Annotated in this window: 17 protein-coding genes; 10 read left to right on the top strand and 7 right to left on the bottom strand. The window is 65.3% G+C overall.

Going from position 1 to position 17,004, the window contains the following annotated elements; genetic code table 11:
- The first annotated feature begins 36 nt into the window (after positions 1 to 36).
- Positions 37 to 957 (top strand): LysR family transcriptional regulator, encoded by a 921-nt coding sequence (locus tag ACI0FO_RS02710; protein WP_105555080.1) that lies wholly within the window; start codon positions 37 to 39, stop codon positions 955 to 957.
- Positions 958 to 998: 41 nt separating this feature from the next.
- Here the strand turns inward: ACI0FO_RS02710 and lptF are convergent, their stop codons facing one another.
- A complete protein-coding gene (gene lptF, locus ACI0FO_RS02705; RefSeq protein WP_416023935.1) occupies positions 999 to 2,108 on the bottom strand; it encodes an LPS export ABC transporter permease LptF in 1,110 nt (369 codons plus the stop codon).
- Between the two features lie 57 nt (positions 2,109 to 2,165).
- On the opposite strand from lptF, the gene ACI0FO_RS02700 reads away from it, so the two are divergent.
- From ACI0FO_RS02700 to ACI0FO_RS02660, 9 genes are all read left to right on the top strand, one after another.
- Positions 2,166 to 3,677, top strand: a complete 1,512-nt coding sequence (locus tag ACI0FO_RS02700) for a leucyl aminopeptidase (RefSeq protein WP_416023934.1) — start codon at positions 2,166 to 2,168, stop codon at positions 3,675 to 3,677.
- Between the two features lie 22 nt (positions 3,678 to 3,699).
- On the top strand, positions 3,700 to 4,170 hold the full coding sequence (locus tag ACI0FO_RS02695) for a DNA polymerase III subunit chi (protein ID WP_416023932.1): 471 nt from the start codon (positions 3,700 to 3,702) through the stop codon (positions 4,168 to 4,170).
- 58 nt (positions 4,171 to 4,228) lie between these two features.
- Positions 4,229 to 4,627 carry a hypothetical protein gene (locus tag ACI0FO_RS02690; RefSeq protein ID WP_416023930.1) on the top strand — a complete coding sequence of 133 codons (399 nt, stop codon included), beginning with the start codon at positions 4,229 to 4,231 and terminating at the stop codon, positions 4,625 to 4,627.
- Between the two features lie 132 nt (positions 4,628 to 4,759).
- Positions 4,760 to 5,470 carry a Bax inhibitor-1/YccA family protein gene (locus ACI0FO_RS02685; protein WP_105555085.1) on the top strand — a complete coding sequence of 237 codons (711 nt, stop codon included), beginning with the start codon at positions 4,760 to 4,762 and terminating at the stop codon, positions 5,468 to 5,470.
- Positions 5,471 to 5,544: 74 nt separating this feature from the next.
- Entirely contained in the window at positions 5,545 to 6,462 is a 918-nt protein-coding gene (locus ACI0FO_RS02680) for an aldo/keto reductase (protein ID WP_416023929.1), read from the top strand.
- A 4-nt stretch (positions 6,463 to 6,466) separates the two neighbouring features.
- Positions 6,467 to 7,756, top strand: coding sequence for an NTP/NDP exchange transporter (locus ACI0FO_RS02675; protein ID WP_416023927.1), 1,290 nt, complete (start codon positions 6,467 to 6,469; stop codon positions 7,754 to 7,756).
- A 90-nt stretch (positions 7,757 to 7,846) separates the two neighbouring features.
- Positions 7,847 to 8,803: a Bug family tripartite tricarboxylate transporter substrate binding protein gene (locus ACI0FO_RS02670; RefSeq protein ID WP_416023925.1), complete on the top strand. Its 957-nt coding sequence runs from the start codon at positions 7,847 to 7,849 to the stop codon at positions 8,801 to 8,803.
- A gap of 31 nt (positions 8,804 to 8,834) precedes the next feature.
- The gene (locus ACI0FO_RS02665) at positions 8,835 to 9,815 is read left to right on the top strand and encodes a succinylglutamate desuccinylase/aspartoacylase family protein (protein WP_416023924.1); all 981 of its coding nucleotides are present in this window, start codon (positions 8,835 to 8,837) and stop codon (positions 9,813 to 9,815) included.
- A 3-nt stretch (positions 9,816 to 9,818) separates the two neighbouring features.
- Positions 9,819 to 10,919, top strand: coding sequence for a pyridoxal-phosphate dependent enzyme (locus ACI0FO_RS02660; RefSeq protein ID WP_416023922.1), 1,101 nt, complete (start codon positions 9,819 to 9,821; stop codon positions 10,917 to 10,919).
- 23 nt (positions 10,920 to 10,942) lie between these two features.
- Here ACI0FO_RS02660 and ACI0FO_RS02655 read toward each other — a convergent pair whose 3' ends face one another.
- From ACI0FO_RS02655 to lepA, 6 genes are read right to left on the bottom strand one after another with little or no spacing between them, the layout of a single operon-like run.
- Complete coding sequence (locus ACI0FO_RS02655) at positions 10,943 to 11,851, bottom strand: LysR family transcriptional regulator (protein WP_416023921.1); 909 nt, start codon at positions 11,849 to 11,851, stop codon at positions 10,943 to 10,945.
- A gap of 18 nt (positions 11,852 to 11,869) precedes the next feature.
- Positions 11,870 to 12,457 carry a DNA repair protein RecO gene (gene recO / locus ACI0FO_RS02650; RefSeq protein ID WP_310032924.1) on the bottom strand — a complete coding sequence of 196 codons (588 nt, stop codon included), beginning with the start codon at positions 12,455 to 12,457 and terminating at the stop codon, positions 11,870 to 11,872.
- Positions 12,450 to 13,340: a GTPase Era gene (gene era, locus ACI0FO_RS02645; protein WP_105555093.1), complete on the bottom strand. Its 891-nt coding sequence runs from the start codon at positions 13,338 to 13,340 to the stop codon at positions 12,450 to 12,452. The genes recO and era overlap by 8 nt, the downstream gene beginning before the upstream one ends.
- The gene (gene rnc, locus ACI0FO_RS02640) at positions 13,337 to 14,098 is read right to left on the bottom strand and encodes a ribonuclease III (RefSeq protein ID WP_105555094.1); all 762 of its coding nucleotides are present in this window, start codon (positions 14,096 to 14,098) and stop codon (positions 13,337 to 13,339) included. Before rnc ends, era begins: the two co-directional genes overlap by 4 nt.
- A gap of 2 nt (positions 14,099 to 14,100) precedes the next feature.
- Positions 14,101 to 14,985 (bottom strand): signal peptidase I, encoded by an 885-nt coding sequence (gene lepB, locus ACI0FO_RS02635; RefSeq protein ID WP_416023917.1) that lies wholly within the window; start codon positions 14,983 to 14,985, stop codon positions 14,101 to 14,103.
- 23 nt (positions 14,986 to 15,008) lie between these two features.
- Positions 15,009 to 16,802, bottom strand: coding sequence for a translation elongation factor 4 (lepA, locus tag ACI0FO_RS02630; protein WP_057284786.1), 1,794 nt, complete (start codon positions 16,800 to 16,802; stop codon positions 15,009 to 15,011).
- Between the last annotated feature and the right edge of the window lie 202 nt (positions 16,803 to 17,004).

Below are 17,004 nucleotides of genomic sequence, written 5' to 3'. Positions count from 1 at the left end.
CTGCGTCCCGACGCCCGGGGGCCGGGAGCGCCGAAAGTGCTTGATTGGGACAGCCTGCGATATTTTCTGGAAGTGGCCCGGACCCAGCGGGTCAGCGCGGCGGCGCGGAAGCTCGGGGTAGAACACACCACGGTGTCGCGCCGCATCCGCGCGCTGGAAACCGAGCTGGACACGCTATTGTTTGAAAAATCGCGCAGCGCGGGCTTCATGCTGACCGACGACGGCCAGCGCCTGTTCGTCCATGCCGAGCAGATGGAAAGCACGGTGCACACCGCCCGCGAGAATCTGTCCGGCATCGGTCAGGCCTTGTCGGGCCACCTGCGCATCGGCGCCACGGAGGGTTTCGGCAGCTACGTGCTGACGCCGCTGGCAGCCGACTTCCAGCGCCGCTATCCGCACATCACGCTGGACATCCTGCCGGTGCCGCGCTTTGTCAGCCTGTCCAAGCGCGAGGCCGACCTGGCCATCACCATTGAACGCCCCCAGCGCGGGCCATACGTCTGCAGCAAGCTGTGCGACTACACCCTGCGGCTGTACGGCACCCCCGGCTATCTGGCCCGGCACCCGCCCATCGCCAGCCGCGCCGACTTGGCCGACCATACCTTCATCGGCTATGTGGACGAACTGCTGTTCAGCGAACGCTTGCGCTATCTGGAGGACCTGTTGCCGGCCAGCAAGGTGGTGCTGCGCAGCACCAGCGTGGTCGCGCAGTATCACGCGGCCCTGCAGGGCCAGTCGCTGGCGATCCTGCCTTGCTTTATCGCCGCGCAGGATCCGCGATTGAAACCGGTGCTGGAGAACGAGGTGGAGATCACGCGTTCGTTCTGGATGTATTGCCACGAAGACCTGCGCAAGCTCAAGCGCGTGACGGTGCTGTGGGAGTTCATCCGCAAGTCGGTGCTGAAAAACGCCGACCTGTTGGCCGGCAAGCGCGGCACGATGAAATACCTGCCCTGACGGCCCAAATTGAACGGAGGGCCACTAAGGCCCTCCTGGCGTTACGCCGGGGCGGTGTTCTTGGGCGCCTTCACCTTAAGGCGCCGCATGAGCAGGAACACGGTCAGCAGGGCCACCGCCCCGTGGATCGCCCACACCCCTACCCCGAAGCTGAGCTTGCCGTTGGAAATCCAGGCGCGCGACAGGTTGATCAGGTTCATATACAACAGCCCGACCAAGCCCGCGATCAGCAGGTCGCCGGAACGCCCCAGGCGCGGGTTCACCGCCCCCAGCGGAATGGCAAGCAGCGCCAGGTTCAGCGCGGCCAGCGGCAGCGACACCCGCCACATCACCTGCGACCAGCTGCTGTCGGTGTTGTCCGCCATCAATTGCATCGTGGTGCGGGCCTTGGCCGAACGCTCGGCGGCGGCCCGCGCTTCGCCCATGGGGTCTTCGCCGGCCTTGCTTTCCAGGCGCAGGCCGTACTTGTCGAAGTGCACCAGCCGGATCTCGGGCGTGCCCGGCTTCAGGTCATAGCGATGGCCTTCGCCCAGCACCAGGAAGCGGTCGCCATTGGGCAGCGTTTCGCTGTGCGCGCTGCTGGCGGTCAGCACGCTCAGCCATTCAGGCCCGATTTCGCGCGCGAACACATTGCCAAGCTCGTCGGAGGGCGTGGCGGGGTCTTCGGAAAAGAACACGCGGTTGCCGCCGGACGATTCCGCGAACTGTCCGGCCGTGACCTTGGACAGGTCCGAGCGCTGCTCGAAGCGTTCGTGGTATTCGCCGATCTGGCGGTACGCCCAGGGCGCGGCAACCAGCGTCAGACCCGCGACCGCCAAGGCGATGGGGATGGCCACCCGCAGCACGGGCCGAAGCCAGTCGGCCAGCGACAGGCCGCTGGCAAACCACACCACCATTTCGGATTCGCGGTAGTTGCGCGTCACCGTCGTCAAGACCGCGATGAACACGGAGACGGCAAGAATGGTCGGCAGGGCGGTGATGGTCGACAGTGCGGCCAGCACCAGCACGACGTCCGCTCCGATGTTGCCGCCCGCCGCTTCACCGAGCAGGCGCACGAGAAGCACGCTGAGCCACACGACGAGCAACGTGGAAAAGACAACGCCAGCGTGACTGGTGATCTCGCTGACGACAGAGCGTTTAAATAGAGACATGGGAGAATATGCGGGATAATCGACCGCATCATACACAGACGCACACGGGAAACCCTCATGGAATTTAGCACACAGACCACTGCTTCCCTGCACCAAGTCAAAACCGCCGCCCTGGCTGTCGGCGTCTACGCGGATGGCGTGTTGAGCCCCGCCGCCGACATCATCGACCGCGCCTCCAATGGCGCCGTGCGCGCGGTGGTCAAGACCGAGTTCCGCGGACGCGCCGGTTCCACGCTGACGTTGCGCGCGCTGCCTGGCGTGACCGCGCAGCGCGTGGTGCTGGTGGGTCTGGGCAAACAGGACGAATACTCGGCCCGCGCCCACGCGTCGGCCGAACAGGCATTCGCGTCGGTCTGCGTCGCCGCCCAACTGGCCGAAGGCGTGTCCACGCTGGTCGCCAACCCGCTCGCGGACGTGGCCGTCATCGCCCGCGCCCGCAGCGCCGCCATCGCGGCCGGCAACGCCACGTATCACTACGACGCCAGCTTCGGCAAGCCCGACCGCGACGCCCGCCCCAAATTGAAGAAAATCGTCCAGATCGTCGAGCGCGCCGATGCGGCCCAGGCCCAGAAGGGCTTGCGCGAAGGCAGCGCCATTGCCAACGGCATGGACTTGACCCGCACGCTGGGCAACCTGCCCGGCAATATTTGCACCCCTACCTACCTGGCCGACACGGCCAAGCGCCTGGCCCGCGAATTCAAGTCGCTAAAGGTTGAAGTGCTGGACAAGAAGCAGGTCGAGGCCCTGGGCATGGGTTCGTTCCTGTCGGTGGCCCGCGGTTCCGCGGAACCTCTGCGATTCATCGTGCTGCGCCACGCAGGCGCCAAGGCTTCGGCCAAGAAGGGCGCCAAGTCCGCCCAGGGCCCGATCGTGCTGGTCGGCAAGGGCATCACGTTCGACGCCGGCGGCATCTCGCTCAAGCCCGCCGCCACCATGGACGAAATGAAGTACGACATGTGCGGCGCCGCCAGTGTGCTGGGTTCGTTCCGCGCCCTGGCCGAACTCGAACTGCCGCTGGATGTCGTCGGCCTGATCCCGGCTTGCGAGAACCTGCCTAGCGGCACGGCCAACAAGCCGGGCGACGTCGTCACCAGCATGGCCGGCCTGACCATCGAGATCTTGAACACCGACGCCGAGGGCCGCCTGGTCCTGTGCGACGCCCTGACCTACGCTGAACGCTTCAAGCCGTCCGCCGTCATCGACATCGCCACGCTGACCGGCGCTTGCGTCGTGGCGCTGGGCAACGTCAACAGCGGCCTGTTCTCCAAGGATGACGCCCTGGCCGAGGCGCTGGCCGCCGCCGGCCGCCAGTCGCTGGACACCGCATGGCGCATGCCGATGGACGACGCCTACCAGGAACAGCTGAAGTCCAACTTCGCCGACCTGGCCAACATCGGCGGCCCCCCGGCTGGCGCCGTTACCGCGGCCTGCTTCCTGTCGCGGTTCGCCAAAGCCTACCCCTGGGCCCACCTGGACATCGCCGGCACCGCCTGGCGCGGCGGCAAGGACAAGGGCGCCACCGGCCGCCCCGTCCCCCTGCTGATGCAGTACCTGCTGGACCAGGCTTGAAACGACTGCAACGGAACCGGGCATGACGCGGATCGACTTCGCCTTCGGCGCGCCCGACCGCCTGCGCATGGCTTGCCAGGTGGTGCGCAAGCGCTTCCTGGCAGGCCAACGACTGGTGGTGTACTGTAGGGATGGCTCCCGCCTGGCGGCGTTCGACCGCATGCTATGGGCATTCGACGACACGTCATTCGTGCCGCATGTGCTGGCCAATGACCCGCTGGCGTCCGAGACGCCGGTGGTGCTGACGGCCGGCGACCCGCAGCAAGCCGCGCAGGCGGCCCAGCCGGCGGCGGGCGGCGACGCCCCACCGCTGTGGCTGCTGAATCTGGACACTGACTGCCCGCCGGGCTTCGACACCTTCGAGCGCCTGCTTGAAATCGTGTCGGAAGACCCCGACGACAAGCAGGCCGCGCGCCAACGCTGGCGCGTCTACCAGAATGCCGGCCATACGCCGGTCAGCCACGACCTGAGCCGCCAGCCGTCTGGCGACTGACCGCCCTACCCGCCCCGGCGGGCCTTTGCCGCCCGCCCATCGATATTCGGAAGCCCCCATGCCTACTCGCCCCAACGACCCCGGCATCCCTACCCTGACCCAGCGGGCCGAGCCCACGCTCTACCCGCCGGCCGCCGACGAGGCGGATGCGCCCCTGTTGACGGAGCGCGCCGATGGCGACGGCGACGGCGCCGGGCCGGCATTTGCCGACGACGGATTTCCGTTGCTGACCGAGGTCGCCCACGCGCAGGAGGCCGAAGCCGACGCGCAAGCGCAAGCCGAAGCCACCCACGCCGCCTTGCCCGACGCCACGGTGCTGACGGCCCGCCTGCAGGCCGAGGTCGAGCAATTGATGCGCCAGGCGCTGGCCGAGGCGATTGCGCACATCCAAACCCGCATGGACGCCGAATTACCGGGTATCGTTACCCGTGTGCTCAGGGATGTTCGGCCGGGTTGAACCGGCCGCTGGCGGGTATCCGGCGACCGGTCTAAATCTTCCAAAAACTGGATTCTTCAGGGAACTGTAAGGTATCCTTCCCATCTAAGCCTTCTAGGCAATCATTATTTTTGCCGTACACAGGAGTTCTCCATGAACGAATATCGTCCGTCCCCTTTTAACCGTTCCGGCGCAGTTGCCGGCGCGCCGGGCGAGGTCGCTCGCAACCAGGTCCTGCGCAACACTTATTGGCTGTTGGCGCTGTCGCTGATCCCCACGGTCCTGGGCGCCGCCGTCGGCCTCTACACCGGCATCAACCGCGTCATGGGCGCCAGCCCCGGCCTGTCCGCCATCGTGTTCCTGGTGGGCGCGTTCGGCCTGATGTTCGCCATCGAGAAGAACAAGAACAACTCGCTGGGCGTCGTGCTGCTGCTGGCCTTCACGTTCTTCATGGGCGTGATGCTGTCGCGCCTGCTCGGCTTCGTCATGGGCTTCAGCAACGGCTCGCAGCTGGTCATGACCGCCTTCGGCGGCACGGCGATCGTGTTCGGCACGATGGCCACGCTGGCCACGACCATCAAGCGCGATTTGTCCGGGATGCAGAAGTTCCTGTTCATCGGCGCCGTGGTGATCCTGGTGGCGGCCCTGGCCAACATCTTCCTGCAGATGCCCGCGCTGATGCTGACCATCTCGGTCATGGCCATCCTGATCTTCTCGGCCTTCATGCTGGTTGACTTGCAACGCGTGGTCAACGGCGGCGAAACCAACTACGTGTCCGCCACGCTGGCCATCTACCTGGACGTCTATAACGTCTTCTCGAACCTGCTGATGCTGCTGGGCATCTTCGGCGGCAACCGCGAGTAAACACTGGTCGAAAGACCCCTGCAAAAGGCCTGCATTCGCGTGTAGGCCTTTTTTCTTTGGAGCGCCCCTTCGCCATGCACGATCGCCGCCGTTTTCTTCAGACCGCCGCCTGCGCCGCATTGCTGGGATCCGCCGGGACGGCGCGTGCGCTCAGCGTCAAACAAGCCATGCTAAGCCGCGCCATCCCCGCTTCGGGCGACCCGATTCCCGTCATTGGCCTGGGCACTGCGGACACCTTCAACGTCTCGCCTGGCGACACTGCCGCCATGGAGCCGCTGGCGCAGGTGCTGGAGATCTTCAGTAAAGAAGGCGGTTTCCTGATCGATACCGCCCCCAGCTACGGCCAGGCGGAAGCCGTTGTCGGCACGCTGCTGGCGCGTCAAGACGGCATGCGTAACCGGTACTTCCTGGCGACCAAGATCGGCGCGCAAGGCCGCGAATCCGCCATGAACCAGGTGCGGCAATCGCAAAAGCAGCTGGGCAGCGACAAGCTGGACCTGATCCAGGTGCATAACCTGATCGACACCCGCAACCAATTGGCGTTACTGCGCGAACTGAAACAGCAAGGCGTCACGCGCTACATCGGCATCACGCATTACACCGACCATGCACACGACGAATTGACCGAACTGGTTGAACGCGAAAAGCCCGACTTCCTTCAGGTCAATCTGTCTGTTGGCGCCCGCAATGCCGAAAAACGACTGCTACCCGCCTGCCAGGCCAACGGCGTCGCCGTGCTGATCAACCGTCCGTTCCAGGACGGCGCCCTGTTCCGCCAGGTGAAGGGCCGTGCCCTGCCCGGACTTGCCGCCGACATCGGCTGCACCAGCTGGGCACAGATTTTCCTGAAGTTCATCATCGGTCATCCGGCCGTCACCGCCGTCATCCCGGCCACGTCCAAACCCGCCAACATGGCCGACAATGCGCTGGCCGGGTTCGGTCGGCAACCGGATGCCGCCTTGCGCGAACGCATTGCCGCCTTGCTGGCATAGCGCCATGGCCGCCGCCCCTACCTCTCTGCGCGCACGCGCGGCACGGGCGCTGGGCATACACGAAGAGGAAATCGCGCCCGCCGCTTGCGGCTTCGCCTTTTTCTTCTTTCTGTTCTGCGGCTATTTCATGCTGCGCCCGATCCGCGAAACCCTGGGCATCCAGGCGGGCGTGAATCAGCTGCAATGGCTGTTCACGGCCACCTTCGTCGCTACGCTGGCCGTGGTGCCGCTGTTCGGCTGGCTATCGGCCCGCGTGCCGCGCGCCACCCTGCTCACCTGGGTCTACAGCCTGTTCGCGCTGACCATGGTGGGGTTCGCCACCCTGCTCTACTTACGGCCCGACAGCGTCTGGGCCGCCCGTGCGTTTTACGTATGGCTGTCGGTGTTCAATCTGTTCGTGGTTTCCATCGCCTGGAGCCTGATGGCCGACGTGTTCCGCATGGAGTCAGCCAAGCGCCTGTTTGCGCTGATCGCTGCCGGAGCCAGCGCGGGGGGACTCTGCGGCCCGCTGCTAGGCGCCCTGCTGGCGGGCGCGCTGGGTCCGGCCGGGCTGCTTCTGCTGTCCGCCCTGATGCTGACGGCGACGCTGCCGCTTAAACAGTGGCTGCTGCGGTGGCGCGCGGCCACGCGGGCGGACACCGGCCCGGAAGACATGCAGCGTCCCATCGCGGGATCCGTCCTGGCCGGCATCTCGCGCATCTTCCGCTCGCGGTTCCTGCTGGGCATTTCGCTCCTGGTCGTCCTCCTGGCCACGTTGAACACCTTTCTGTACATGGAGCAGGCTCGCCTGGTGGCCGATACGTTTCCCGACACCGCCCAGCGCATCCGCGTCTTCAGCGCCCTGGACTTCACCGTCCAGACGCTGGCGCTGTTGTCCCAGGTTTTCATCACCGGCCGGGTCGCCGCGCGCCTGGGCCTGCGCTTCCTGTTGACGGCGGTGCCGTTGGCCGTGGGCGTGTCGTTCCTGGCGCTGGCCGCGTTTCCCGTCTTCGGCGTGCTGGCCGCCGCGATGATCCTGCGGCGGGCCGGCGAATATGCGCTGATCCGGCCGGGGCGCGAGATGCTGTTCACGGCGGTCCCGCCCGAAGACAAATACAAGACCAAGAGCGTCATCGACACCGTGGTGTACCGCGGCGGCGACGCGGCCAGCGGCTGGGTCAAGGCGGGCGTCGACATGCTTGGGCATGGCGCCTCGCTGATCGCGCTGCTGGGCGCGGCGGTCGCGTTGGGCGCGGCGGCCGTAGGCCACGCCCTGGGGAAACAGGCCGACGCCCGCAAGACCGAAGACCGTTAGGTTTTTCCGAATACCCATCTGATCAAGGCAAACGGATTCCCGGTACTGCCGCCGCACAATGGCGCAGCTCTCACCGCCTTGGGAATCGCCATGAAACGCACTGCCTGCCTTGCCGCCCTGTCGCTTTGCCTTGCCGCGGCATCCGCGCACGCCGACTATCCGGCGCGCGCCATCACGTTGATCGTGCCGGCCGCCGCGGGCGGCAATGCGGATATCACCGCGCGCCTGATCGGGCAGGAAATGAGCCGCCAGCTCGGCCAGCCCGTGGTGATCGAGAACCGTGTCGGCGCGGGCGGCCGCATCGGCACACAAGCCGTAGTGCGCGCCCTGGCCGATGGCTACACCATCGGCTATGCCCATGTTGGCACGCTGGTGCTGCACCGGTTCCTGTTCAAGCAGCAGCTTTATGACCTGGACCGAGACGTGACGCCCATCGGCCTGGTAGCGGAAACTCCGAACGTCATCGTCGTCAACACCGCCTCGCCCTACCAGGACCTGAAGAGCTTCATCGACGCCAGCCGCGCCCAACCTGATCGCCTGACCATGACGTCGGCGGACCCCGGCACCACCAGCGAAGTCGGCGTGAAGCTGTTCATTGCCCAGACCGGCGCCGCCGTGCGCCAGATTCCCTATAAGGCGACGGCCGCGCAGCTGTCCGATCTGCTTGGCGGCCATGTCGACGCCATGATGGAAAATCTGCCGCCCTTGATCGGCAACCTGAAAGACGGGCGCCTGCGCGCGCTCGCCGTCACGACCAAGTCCCGCGCCGCCTCCAATCCCGATGTGCCCACGGTGGCCGAACAAGGCTATCCCGATTACGAACAGTCGGCCTGGAGCGCGCTGATCGCGCCCGCGGGCACGCCGCCTGCGGCCGTCGCCCGCCTGAACACCGCGCTGAATCAGGCGCTGCGTTCACCGAATGTCGAGAAGGAACTGCGCAGCCGTTCCCAGGAACCCCTGGGCGGCACGCCCCAGGACGTTCAAACCCAGATTCGCAAGGAGCTGCCCAAATGGGAGAGCATCATCAAGGCCGCCACGCTGGATTGAAGCGCGCGCCCGCCCAGACCGGAGCCGCCGCATGGTCCGCGTAACCCGCGAGGATTTCTCCGTTGCCGCCGCAACCAATGAATCCGCTTACCGCCGTATCACCGTCCCCGTGCTGCGGATCGATGCGGGGCCCGGCCCTGCCGTTGCCCTGATCGCCGGCGTGCATGGCGACGAATGGGAAGGCCAGGCGGCCATCCTCGATTTATGGCACCACCTGCCGGCCATTCTGGAACGCGGCACCGTCTATCTGCTACCCGCCGTGAACGCCGAAGCCTCGCTGGCCGGCACGCGTCTGTCACCGGCGGACGGCGGCAACTTGAACCGCGCCTTCCTGGGCGCGCCGGCGCGCGGCTACACCGAAAGCGTGGCGGCCGCGCTGGAGGCACGGCTGCTGCCCCGCATACAAGCCATGGTCGATGTGCATAGCGGCGGTGCGTCACTGCGCTACCTGCCCTCATCGGTGATCACCCGCTACGGCGACGATGCCTACGACGAGCGGCTTCCCGCCCTGGCGCGTGCCTTCGGCCTGCCGCATTGCGTGTTCTTCCGGGGCACCGAAGCGGGCTCCCTGCCCGCCGCAGCCAGCCGCCATGGCGTGCTACGCCTGAGCGCCGAGATCGGCGGCGGCAGGGAAACCAGCGGCCGCCTTGCCGATCGGTGTCGTGACGGCTTGCTGGGATGCCTGGCGGAACTTGGGCTGCTATCCGACCTGCCGGTGCCCCGTGACCCGGAAGTTCGCCTCTATGATCTGGACGCACCTGCCGCCACGTTGCGCACGCGCGAAGCCGGTGTATTCGTGCCTGCCGTTGAATTGGGACAATCAATCACGGCCGGCCATTTCATCGGCCGCCTGATCGAACCGGCCCGCCCCGACACGCCCCTGCGGAACCTGCAGAGCCCCCAAGCAGGCACGGTCGTCTGCCTGCGCGCCATTGCCCGCAGCGACGATGGCGACTGCTTGCTGCAAGTCGCCCCCGCCCTTCCCCTGGACTCCCTTGCCTCGAAGTATTGACCCATGCAAATGAACCCCAGATTGTCCGGCCTGCGCTGCATCCGCTGCGCGAGCCTGTGGCAGCCCGACGACTACCCCGAAGGCTGCCCAAGTTGCCTGGCGGCGGGACACCCCGCCACCCTGGAATGCGGCTACGACGCCTGCGACGCGGACAGCACCATTCCCTTGCCGGTGTTGGCCCCCATCACACTGGGCGAAGGGGCCACGCCCCATCTGGAAGCCACGGATCTGGCGCGCGCCGAAGGCATCGGCCAGCTTTGGCTCAAGTACGAAAGCGCCAACCCCACCGGCAGCCACAAGGACCGCATGGCGGCGCAGTTGGTGTCGCGCGCCCGACTGGCGGGCGCGACCCGCGTGGCGGCGGCCTCCAGCGGCAATGCCGGCGTCTCGCTTGCCGCCTACTGCGCGGCCGCCGGCCTGCAGGCCGATATCGCCATCACCCGCAATTGCCCCCCGCTGCAGCGCGAGGCCATGCAACGGTTCGGCGCCAAGCTCAGCGCCTTCGAAGATAGCCTGGCCCGCTGGCCCTACGTGTCGGACCTGTGCCGCAACCATGGCGCATTCGCCGGCACCAACTACCTGAATCCTCCGGTCGGCACGCATCCCTATGGCGTGGAAGGCTACAAACCCATCGCCCAGGAAATCCTGGATGCCTGCGGCACGCCCACCGACATCATCGTGCCGACGGCGCGGGGCGACCTGCTGTGGGGCATATTCCTGGGCTGGCAACACTTGCTGCAGCGCGGACGCATCACGCGTCTGCCCCGCCTGCACGCGGTCGAGCCGTATCCCCGCTTGTCACAGGCCCGTGCGGCGGGCGACGCGCGCGGCTTGTGGGAGGGCGTCACGGACCAGTACTCCATCGCGGGGGGCACCTGCACGCTGCAATCGCTGGAAGCCTTGTCGCGCTCGGGCGGAACGCCTGTGGAGGTTTCCGATGCTGCCGCGGCCCAAGCGCAGCAGCGGCTCGAACGCAGGGGAATCAGCACTGAACTGTCTTCCGCCGCAGCCCTGGCGGCCGTGTCCCGGCTCAGGCGTTCCGGCGTGCTGGATGCCGAATCCTCGGTGGTGCTGATCGTAACGTCCGACGGACGCCGAGGCTGATCTCCGCGCGCCGCTTCGGCGCCCTAGACGCCGAAGCGGTCCACCAGCGGGGCCAATGCGCCGCGCAGGCACGTCGCCCAGAACTTGCCGGCTTCGGACAGCGGCCGGCTTCCGTGAAGGATCATGTGGCATTCGAAATGCACGGATGCCGTCAGCGGGCGATAGCACAGGCCCGCTGCCTCCATGCCGACGGCCGTCGCGGGGTTGGCGATACCGACGCCATGCCCGGCCAGCGCCAATTGGCATACGGTGCTGGAATACGGCGTTTCGATCGCCACCCTCAAGGTCTGCTGCGCCTGGCTCAGCAGCGAATCCAGCCGCTTGCGGGAGCCGTCCTCGGCATTCAGGGCGATCACGTCCAGACCAGCCAAGTGCGAAAAATCAACGGTACCCAATCGTGCCAGCGCGTGCCCCGTCGGAAAGACCGCCACCGCCCGTAAGCTGGCCAGCCGATGGCCGCGCAGCCCTTCCAGCTCTGACTCGTCGGCCACCACGGCCAGGTCCAGTTCGCCAGATACCACCATGTCGCGCAAGGTATTGGAATCGCGGATCTGCAGATACAGAGGCGTGTCCGGATAGCGCGTGCGGAAACGCGAAATCGCGTCGCTGACCACGGCTCCGCTGTACGCATGAATGCACCCGATGCGCAGACGCGGTTGCGCCGCGCCACGAATCGCGCGGATCTTGCGGCCCAGGCTATCCAGTCCGACATTCAAACGGCGGATTTCTTCATACAGCAACGTGGCCTCGGGCGTGCGCTGCATGCGCTGGCGCACGCGCTCGAACAACCGCAATTCGATACTGGCTTCCAGCGCGGCCAGGGTCGCGCTAACCGTTGCGGGCGACACGTCCAGCCGCCGAGCGGCCGCGGTCACGCTTTCCGTCTCGTAGACGGTGCGAAAGGTTTCGACCTGTTTGAGCGTGAAGGTCATGGGCGGCGCGCGACGCGCTTAGATGCGTTGCAGGTCCATCAGCACGCGCCGGGTGGACAGCGGACGGCCAGCCAGAATCTCGGCCAGGCGTTCACGCAGGTCGCGGCGCAGCGCCGGTTCGATCACAGGGTCTTCGAAGTCCGGGGCGTCTTCATCCACGCCGTAGCCGGTTTCGCGCAGCAAGGTCCATTCGAAGCGGCGCAGCGCGCCGGCGGCTCGGGTGCCGTTGGACAGTTGCTGCAGCGCCATGTCATAGGCGTCGAACAGCAAGGGGTGGGCGTCCTCGCGCGGCAACAGGCGCAAGAGCAGTTCGTTCATGTACCAGGCGGACATCAGGGCCGTGCCCGTCAGCGGACGGATGCCGGCGATCTCGGCGCGGGTCAGGGTCTTGACTTCGCCGTTGCCGGTCCAGGACAGCAGCAAGGGCTGAAAGGCCGACAACACGGGACGCAGGACGGAATAAGGGCGCTTGGCGCCCTTGGCGACCATGGCTACGCAGCCATGATCGCGGGAGAACGTCTGAACAATAAGGGAAGTTTCACGCCACGCGGTGGCATGCAACATGAACCCCGGGCGATCCTGGACGCGAGGCGCCCGTCTACTCATAGCCCAAATCGCGGAGCGCACTCTCGCGGTCGGACCAGCCCTTGCGCACCTTGATATACACCTCAAGGTGAACCGGCTTGTCCAGCAGCTTGGCGATGTCCTGCCGCGCCTCCGTGGCAATACGCTTCATGTGCATGCCGCCCGTGCCCAACAAGATGGGCTTGTGGCTGTCGCGTTCGACGACGACGCAGGCGTTGATGCTGGCGCCCTTGCTGGTCTCTTCCCATTGCTCGATGACGACGGTACAGCCATAGGGCAGTTCGTCGCCCACCAGGCGGAAGATCTTCTCGCGCACCAGTTCGGCGGCGATGAAGCGCATGGGGCGGTCGGTCAGGGTATCTTCTTCGAACATCGCCTCGCCTTCCGGCAGGCGCGTCGCGATCTCTTGCAACAGTTGGTCCAGCTGGTGGTTCTTCGTGGCGCTGACAGGCACCACGGCGCCGAACGGATGCAGCGCCATGATCTTGGCGACGAAGGCGAACAGGTCGTCGCGGTTCTTCAGCGCGTCGATCTTGGACACCACCAGGATCGTGCGCTCGGGGTTGGGCAACAGCGGCAACAGCTTGGCGTCGCCTTCCGACCATTTGCCGGCCTCCACCACATGCACCACCACGTCGACGTCGGCCAACGCCTGCGTCACGACGCGGTTCATCATGCGGTTCATGGCACCGCCGTGGCGCGTCTGGAATCCCGGGGTGTCGACAAACACGAACTGCTCGTGTTCGCGCGTCAGCACGCCATGGATGCGGTGGCGCGTGGTCTGCGCCTTGCGCGACACGATGGAGATCTTGGAACCGATCAGGGCGTTCGTCAGCGTGGACTTGCCCACATTGGGACGGCCAACGATGGCAACGAAGCCAGTACGAAAAGGGGTATCGCTCATTTAGTCTCTTGAGCCACTGCCACGGGCAGCGACAATTGCGCGGTTTTGCGCGCCTTGCCCGACTTGCGGGCAGCCTTGGTTGCCGGGCTGATGGCCAGCGCGGCCTCCAACGCCAGCTTGGCCGCCGATTGCTCGGCGGCGCGGCGGCTGGCGCCGGGCGCCATAACCTTGATCTCGAGCGCCGGGATGGCGCACTCGACTTCGAACTGCTGGCTGTGGGCCGCGCCATGGGTGGCCACCACCGTATACAACGGCAGCGCCAGCTTGCGGCCTTGCAGGAATTCCTGCAGCAAGGTCTTGGCGTCCTTGCCCAGCGTTTTAGGGTCGACCGACGCCAGCACCGGCTGGTACTGGCGCACGATCACGCGGCGCGCGGCGTCAAAGCCCGCGTCCAGGAAGACGGCGCCGAACAGCGCCTCGACGGTATCCGCAAGAATGGATGGCCGGCGGAACCCGCCGCTCTTCAATTCACCTTCGCCCAGGCGCAGGTATTGCGACAGTTCCAGACGCTGCGCGATATCCGCCAGCGACGCCTGTTTGACCAGGTTCGCCCGCAGCCGCGACAGATCGCCTTCGTCGATTTTGGAAAACCGCTCGAACAGCATGGCCGCAACAACGAAATTCAACACCGAATCCCCAAGGAATTCCAAGCGCTCGTTGTGGCGCGCACCGTGACTGCGATGCGTCAGTGCCTGTTCCAACAAGCCTGCATCACCGAAGTGATGATCCAGGCGATTTTCTAGCGTGGCTAGCGACATAATCAGTTGAACCGGCCGATGCGGCTGAGATCGCTGAAATTCATCCAGATGAAGAACGCGCGTCCGACGATATTGGCTTCAGGTACAAAGCCCCAATAGCGGCTGTCCGCGCTGTTGTCCCGATTATCGCCCATGGCGAAATAACTGCCTTCAGGTACTTTGCAGCGTACCCCATTGCGGCTGTATTGGCAGTTTCCGCGGTTGGGAAATTGCCACATCGGCGAATAATCTTGCGGCTTGTTCTCATCCAGCAGGATTTTGTGCTCAACGTCGCCCAACTTCTCTTTATATTGTGCGATATACGAGACACGATCCGGCTCAAAATAGTCGCCGTCACGCACATGCGGCACCAATTCGCCGTTTATGTACAGTTTTTTGTCCAGATAGGCGATCTCGTCGCCTGGCAGCCCGACCACGCGCTTGATGTAGTCCACATCCGGATCCACCGGGTAGCGGAACACGAATACATCGCCGCGCTTGGGCTTGCCGATCTCCACGACCTTCTTGTCGATCACGGGCAGGCGCAAGCCATAGCTGAACTTGTTCACCAGGATCAGGTCGCCGGACTGTAGCGTGGGCAGCATCGAACCCGACGGGATCCGGAACGGCTCCACCACGAACGAACGCAGCATGAAGACGAACAGGATGACGGGAAAAAAGCTGACCGCGTACTCGATCCACCACGGCACGCGCCGCGCGGCATCGCCGGCCTCGCGGCGCAGGCGCTCGGCTTCCTGAGCGTCACCGATCAGGGCCGCGTCGTACTGCGCCATTGCCGCTTGGGCGCGGGCTTCGCGACCACGTCGCAGCACCGCAAGATCAAGCACCCAGATAATGCCGGTCAAGACCAGCAGAACAAACAGGATCAGGGCAAAGTTCCAACTCATCAGCTAACCGCCTTCTTTTGGTTCTACTTGTCTTCCACTTGCAGGATGGCCAAGAACGCCTCCTGCGGAATTTCCACGCTACCCACCTGCTTCATGCGCTTCTTACCGGCCTTCTGCTTTTCCAGCAGCTTCTTCTTGCGCGAGATATCGCCGCCGTAGCACTTGGCCAGCACGTTCTTGCGCAGCGCCTTCACGTTTTCACGCGCGATGATTTCCGCGCCAATGGCGGCCTGGATAACCACGTCGAACATCTGGCGCGGGATCAGGCCCCGCATGCGGGTCACGACGTCGCGGGCGCGATGGCGCGCGTTGCTGCGGTGGACGATCACGGCCAGCGCATCCACGCGGTCGTTGTTGATCAGCAGGTCCACGCGCACCACGTCGGCCGAGCGGTATTCCAGGAATTCGTAGTCCATCGAGGCATAGCCGCGAGATACCGACTTCAGCTTGTCGAAGAAGTCCAGCACGATCTCGGCCAGCGGGATCTCGTACACCAGATGGACCTGGCGGCCGTGATAGCTCATGTTGACCTGCGAACCGCGCTTGTTATTGCACAGCGTCATGACCGGGCCGACGTAGTCCTGCGGCATGAACAGCGTGACCTTCACGATGGGCTCGCGGATGTCCTGGATCTTGCCCACTTCCGGCATGCGGGATGGGCTTTCCACAGTGATCACCGAGCCATCGCGCTGCTCGACTTCGTACACCACCGACGGCGCGGTGGTGATGATGTCCATGTCGAACTCGCGCTCCAGGCGCTCTTGCACGATTTCCATGTGCAAAAGGCCCAGGAAGCCGCAGCGGAAACCGAAGCCCAGCGCCTGCGAGACTTCCGGTTCGAACATCAGCGCGGCGTCGTTCAGCTTCAGCTTATCGAGCGAATCGCGCAGTTGGTCGTATTCGGAACTTTCCACCGGGTACAGGCCGGCGAACACCTGCGGCTTGACTTCCTTGAAGCCCGGCAGCGCGCTGGCGGCGGGCTTGTTGGCCAGCGTGACGGTATCGCCCACCTTGGCATCTTCCAGCTGCTTGATGCCAGCGATGATGAAGCCCACTTCGCCTGCCGACAGGTGCGGACGCTGCTGCGACTTCGGCGTGAATACGCCGGTCTGCTCGCACAAGTGAGTGGCGCCGGAGGCCATCAGCAGAATCTTGTCCTTGGGCTTGAGCACACCATTGATGATGCGCACCAGCATCACGACGCCCACGTAGTTGTCGAACCAGGAGTCGATGACCAGCGCTTGCAGCGGCGCGTCGGGATCGCCTTTGGGCGCCGGCACCCGCGCCACGATGGTTTCCAGAATCTCGTCGATGCCCATGCCCGTCTTGGCACTGGCCAGCACGGCTTCCGAGGCGTCGATGCCGATCACGTCTTCGACTTCCTGGCGCGCGCCTTCGGGATCGGCCTGCGGCAGATCCATCTTGTTCAAGACCGGCACCACCTCCACGCCCAGCTCGATGGCGGTGTAGCAGTTGGCGACCGTCTGGGCTTCCACGCCCTGGGACGCATCGACCACCAGCAGCGCGCCTTCGCATGCGGACAGCGAACGGCTGACCTCATACGAGAAGTCCACGTGCCCCGGGGTGTCGATCAGGTTCAGGTTGTAGGTCTTGCCGTCCTTCGCCTTGTAATGCAAGGCGGCGGTCTGCGCTTTGATGGTGATGCCGCGCTCGCGTTCGATTTCCATGGAATCGAGCACCTGCGCCGACATTTCGCGATCCGCCAATCCGCCGCAGCGCTGGATCAGGCGATCGGCCAGGGTCGATTTACCGTGATCGATGTGGGCAATGATGGAGAAGTTGCGAATATGCTGCATGCTTGAAATTATAAGGGACGGAACACTCGGCACATGGCCGGAAGACACCGCCGCCGGAGTACGCACGGCTGACGTGAGGGGCGCTGGCGGGCCGCTGGTAGGCAATACCCGGGCAAAAACGAGGGGGCGCCAAGCGCCCCCTCTTGCGGCAACCAGCCATTTTAGCTGGTCTTGGAGTTTTTTTTCTGCCGCCGGGCCGCCC

This window comes from Achromobacter marplatensis, from assembly GCF_049060505.1.
In the GTDB taxonomy this organism is placed as follows: domain Bacteria; phylum Pseudomonadota; class Gammaproteobacteria; order Burkholderiales; family Burkholderiaceae_B; genus Achromobacter; species Achromobacter marplatensis_A.
The sequence above is the reverse complement of the archived record's forward strand: the minus strand, read 5'-3'. Positions and strand labels throughout refer to the sequence as shown.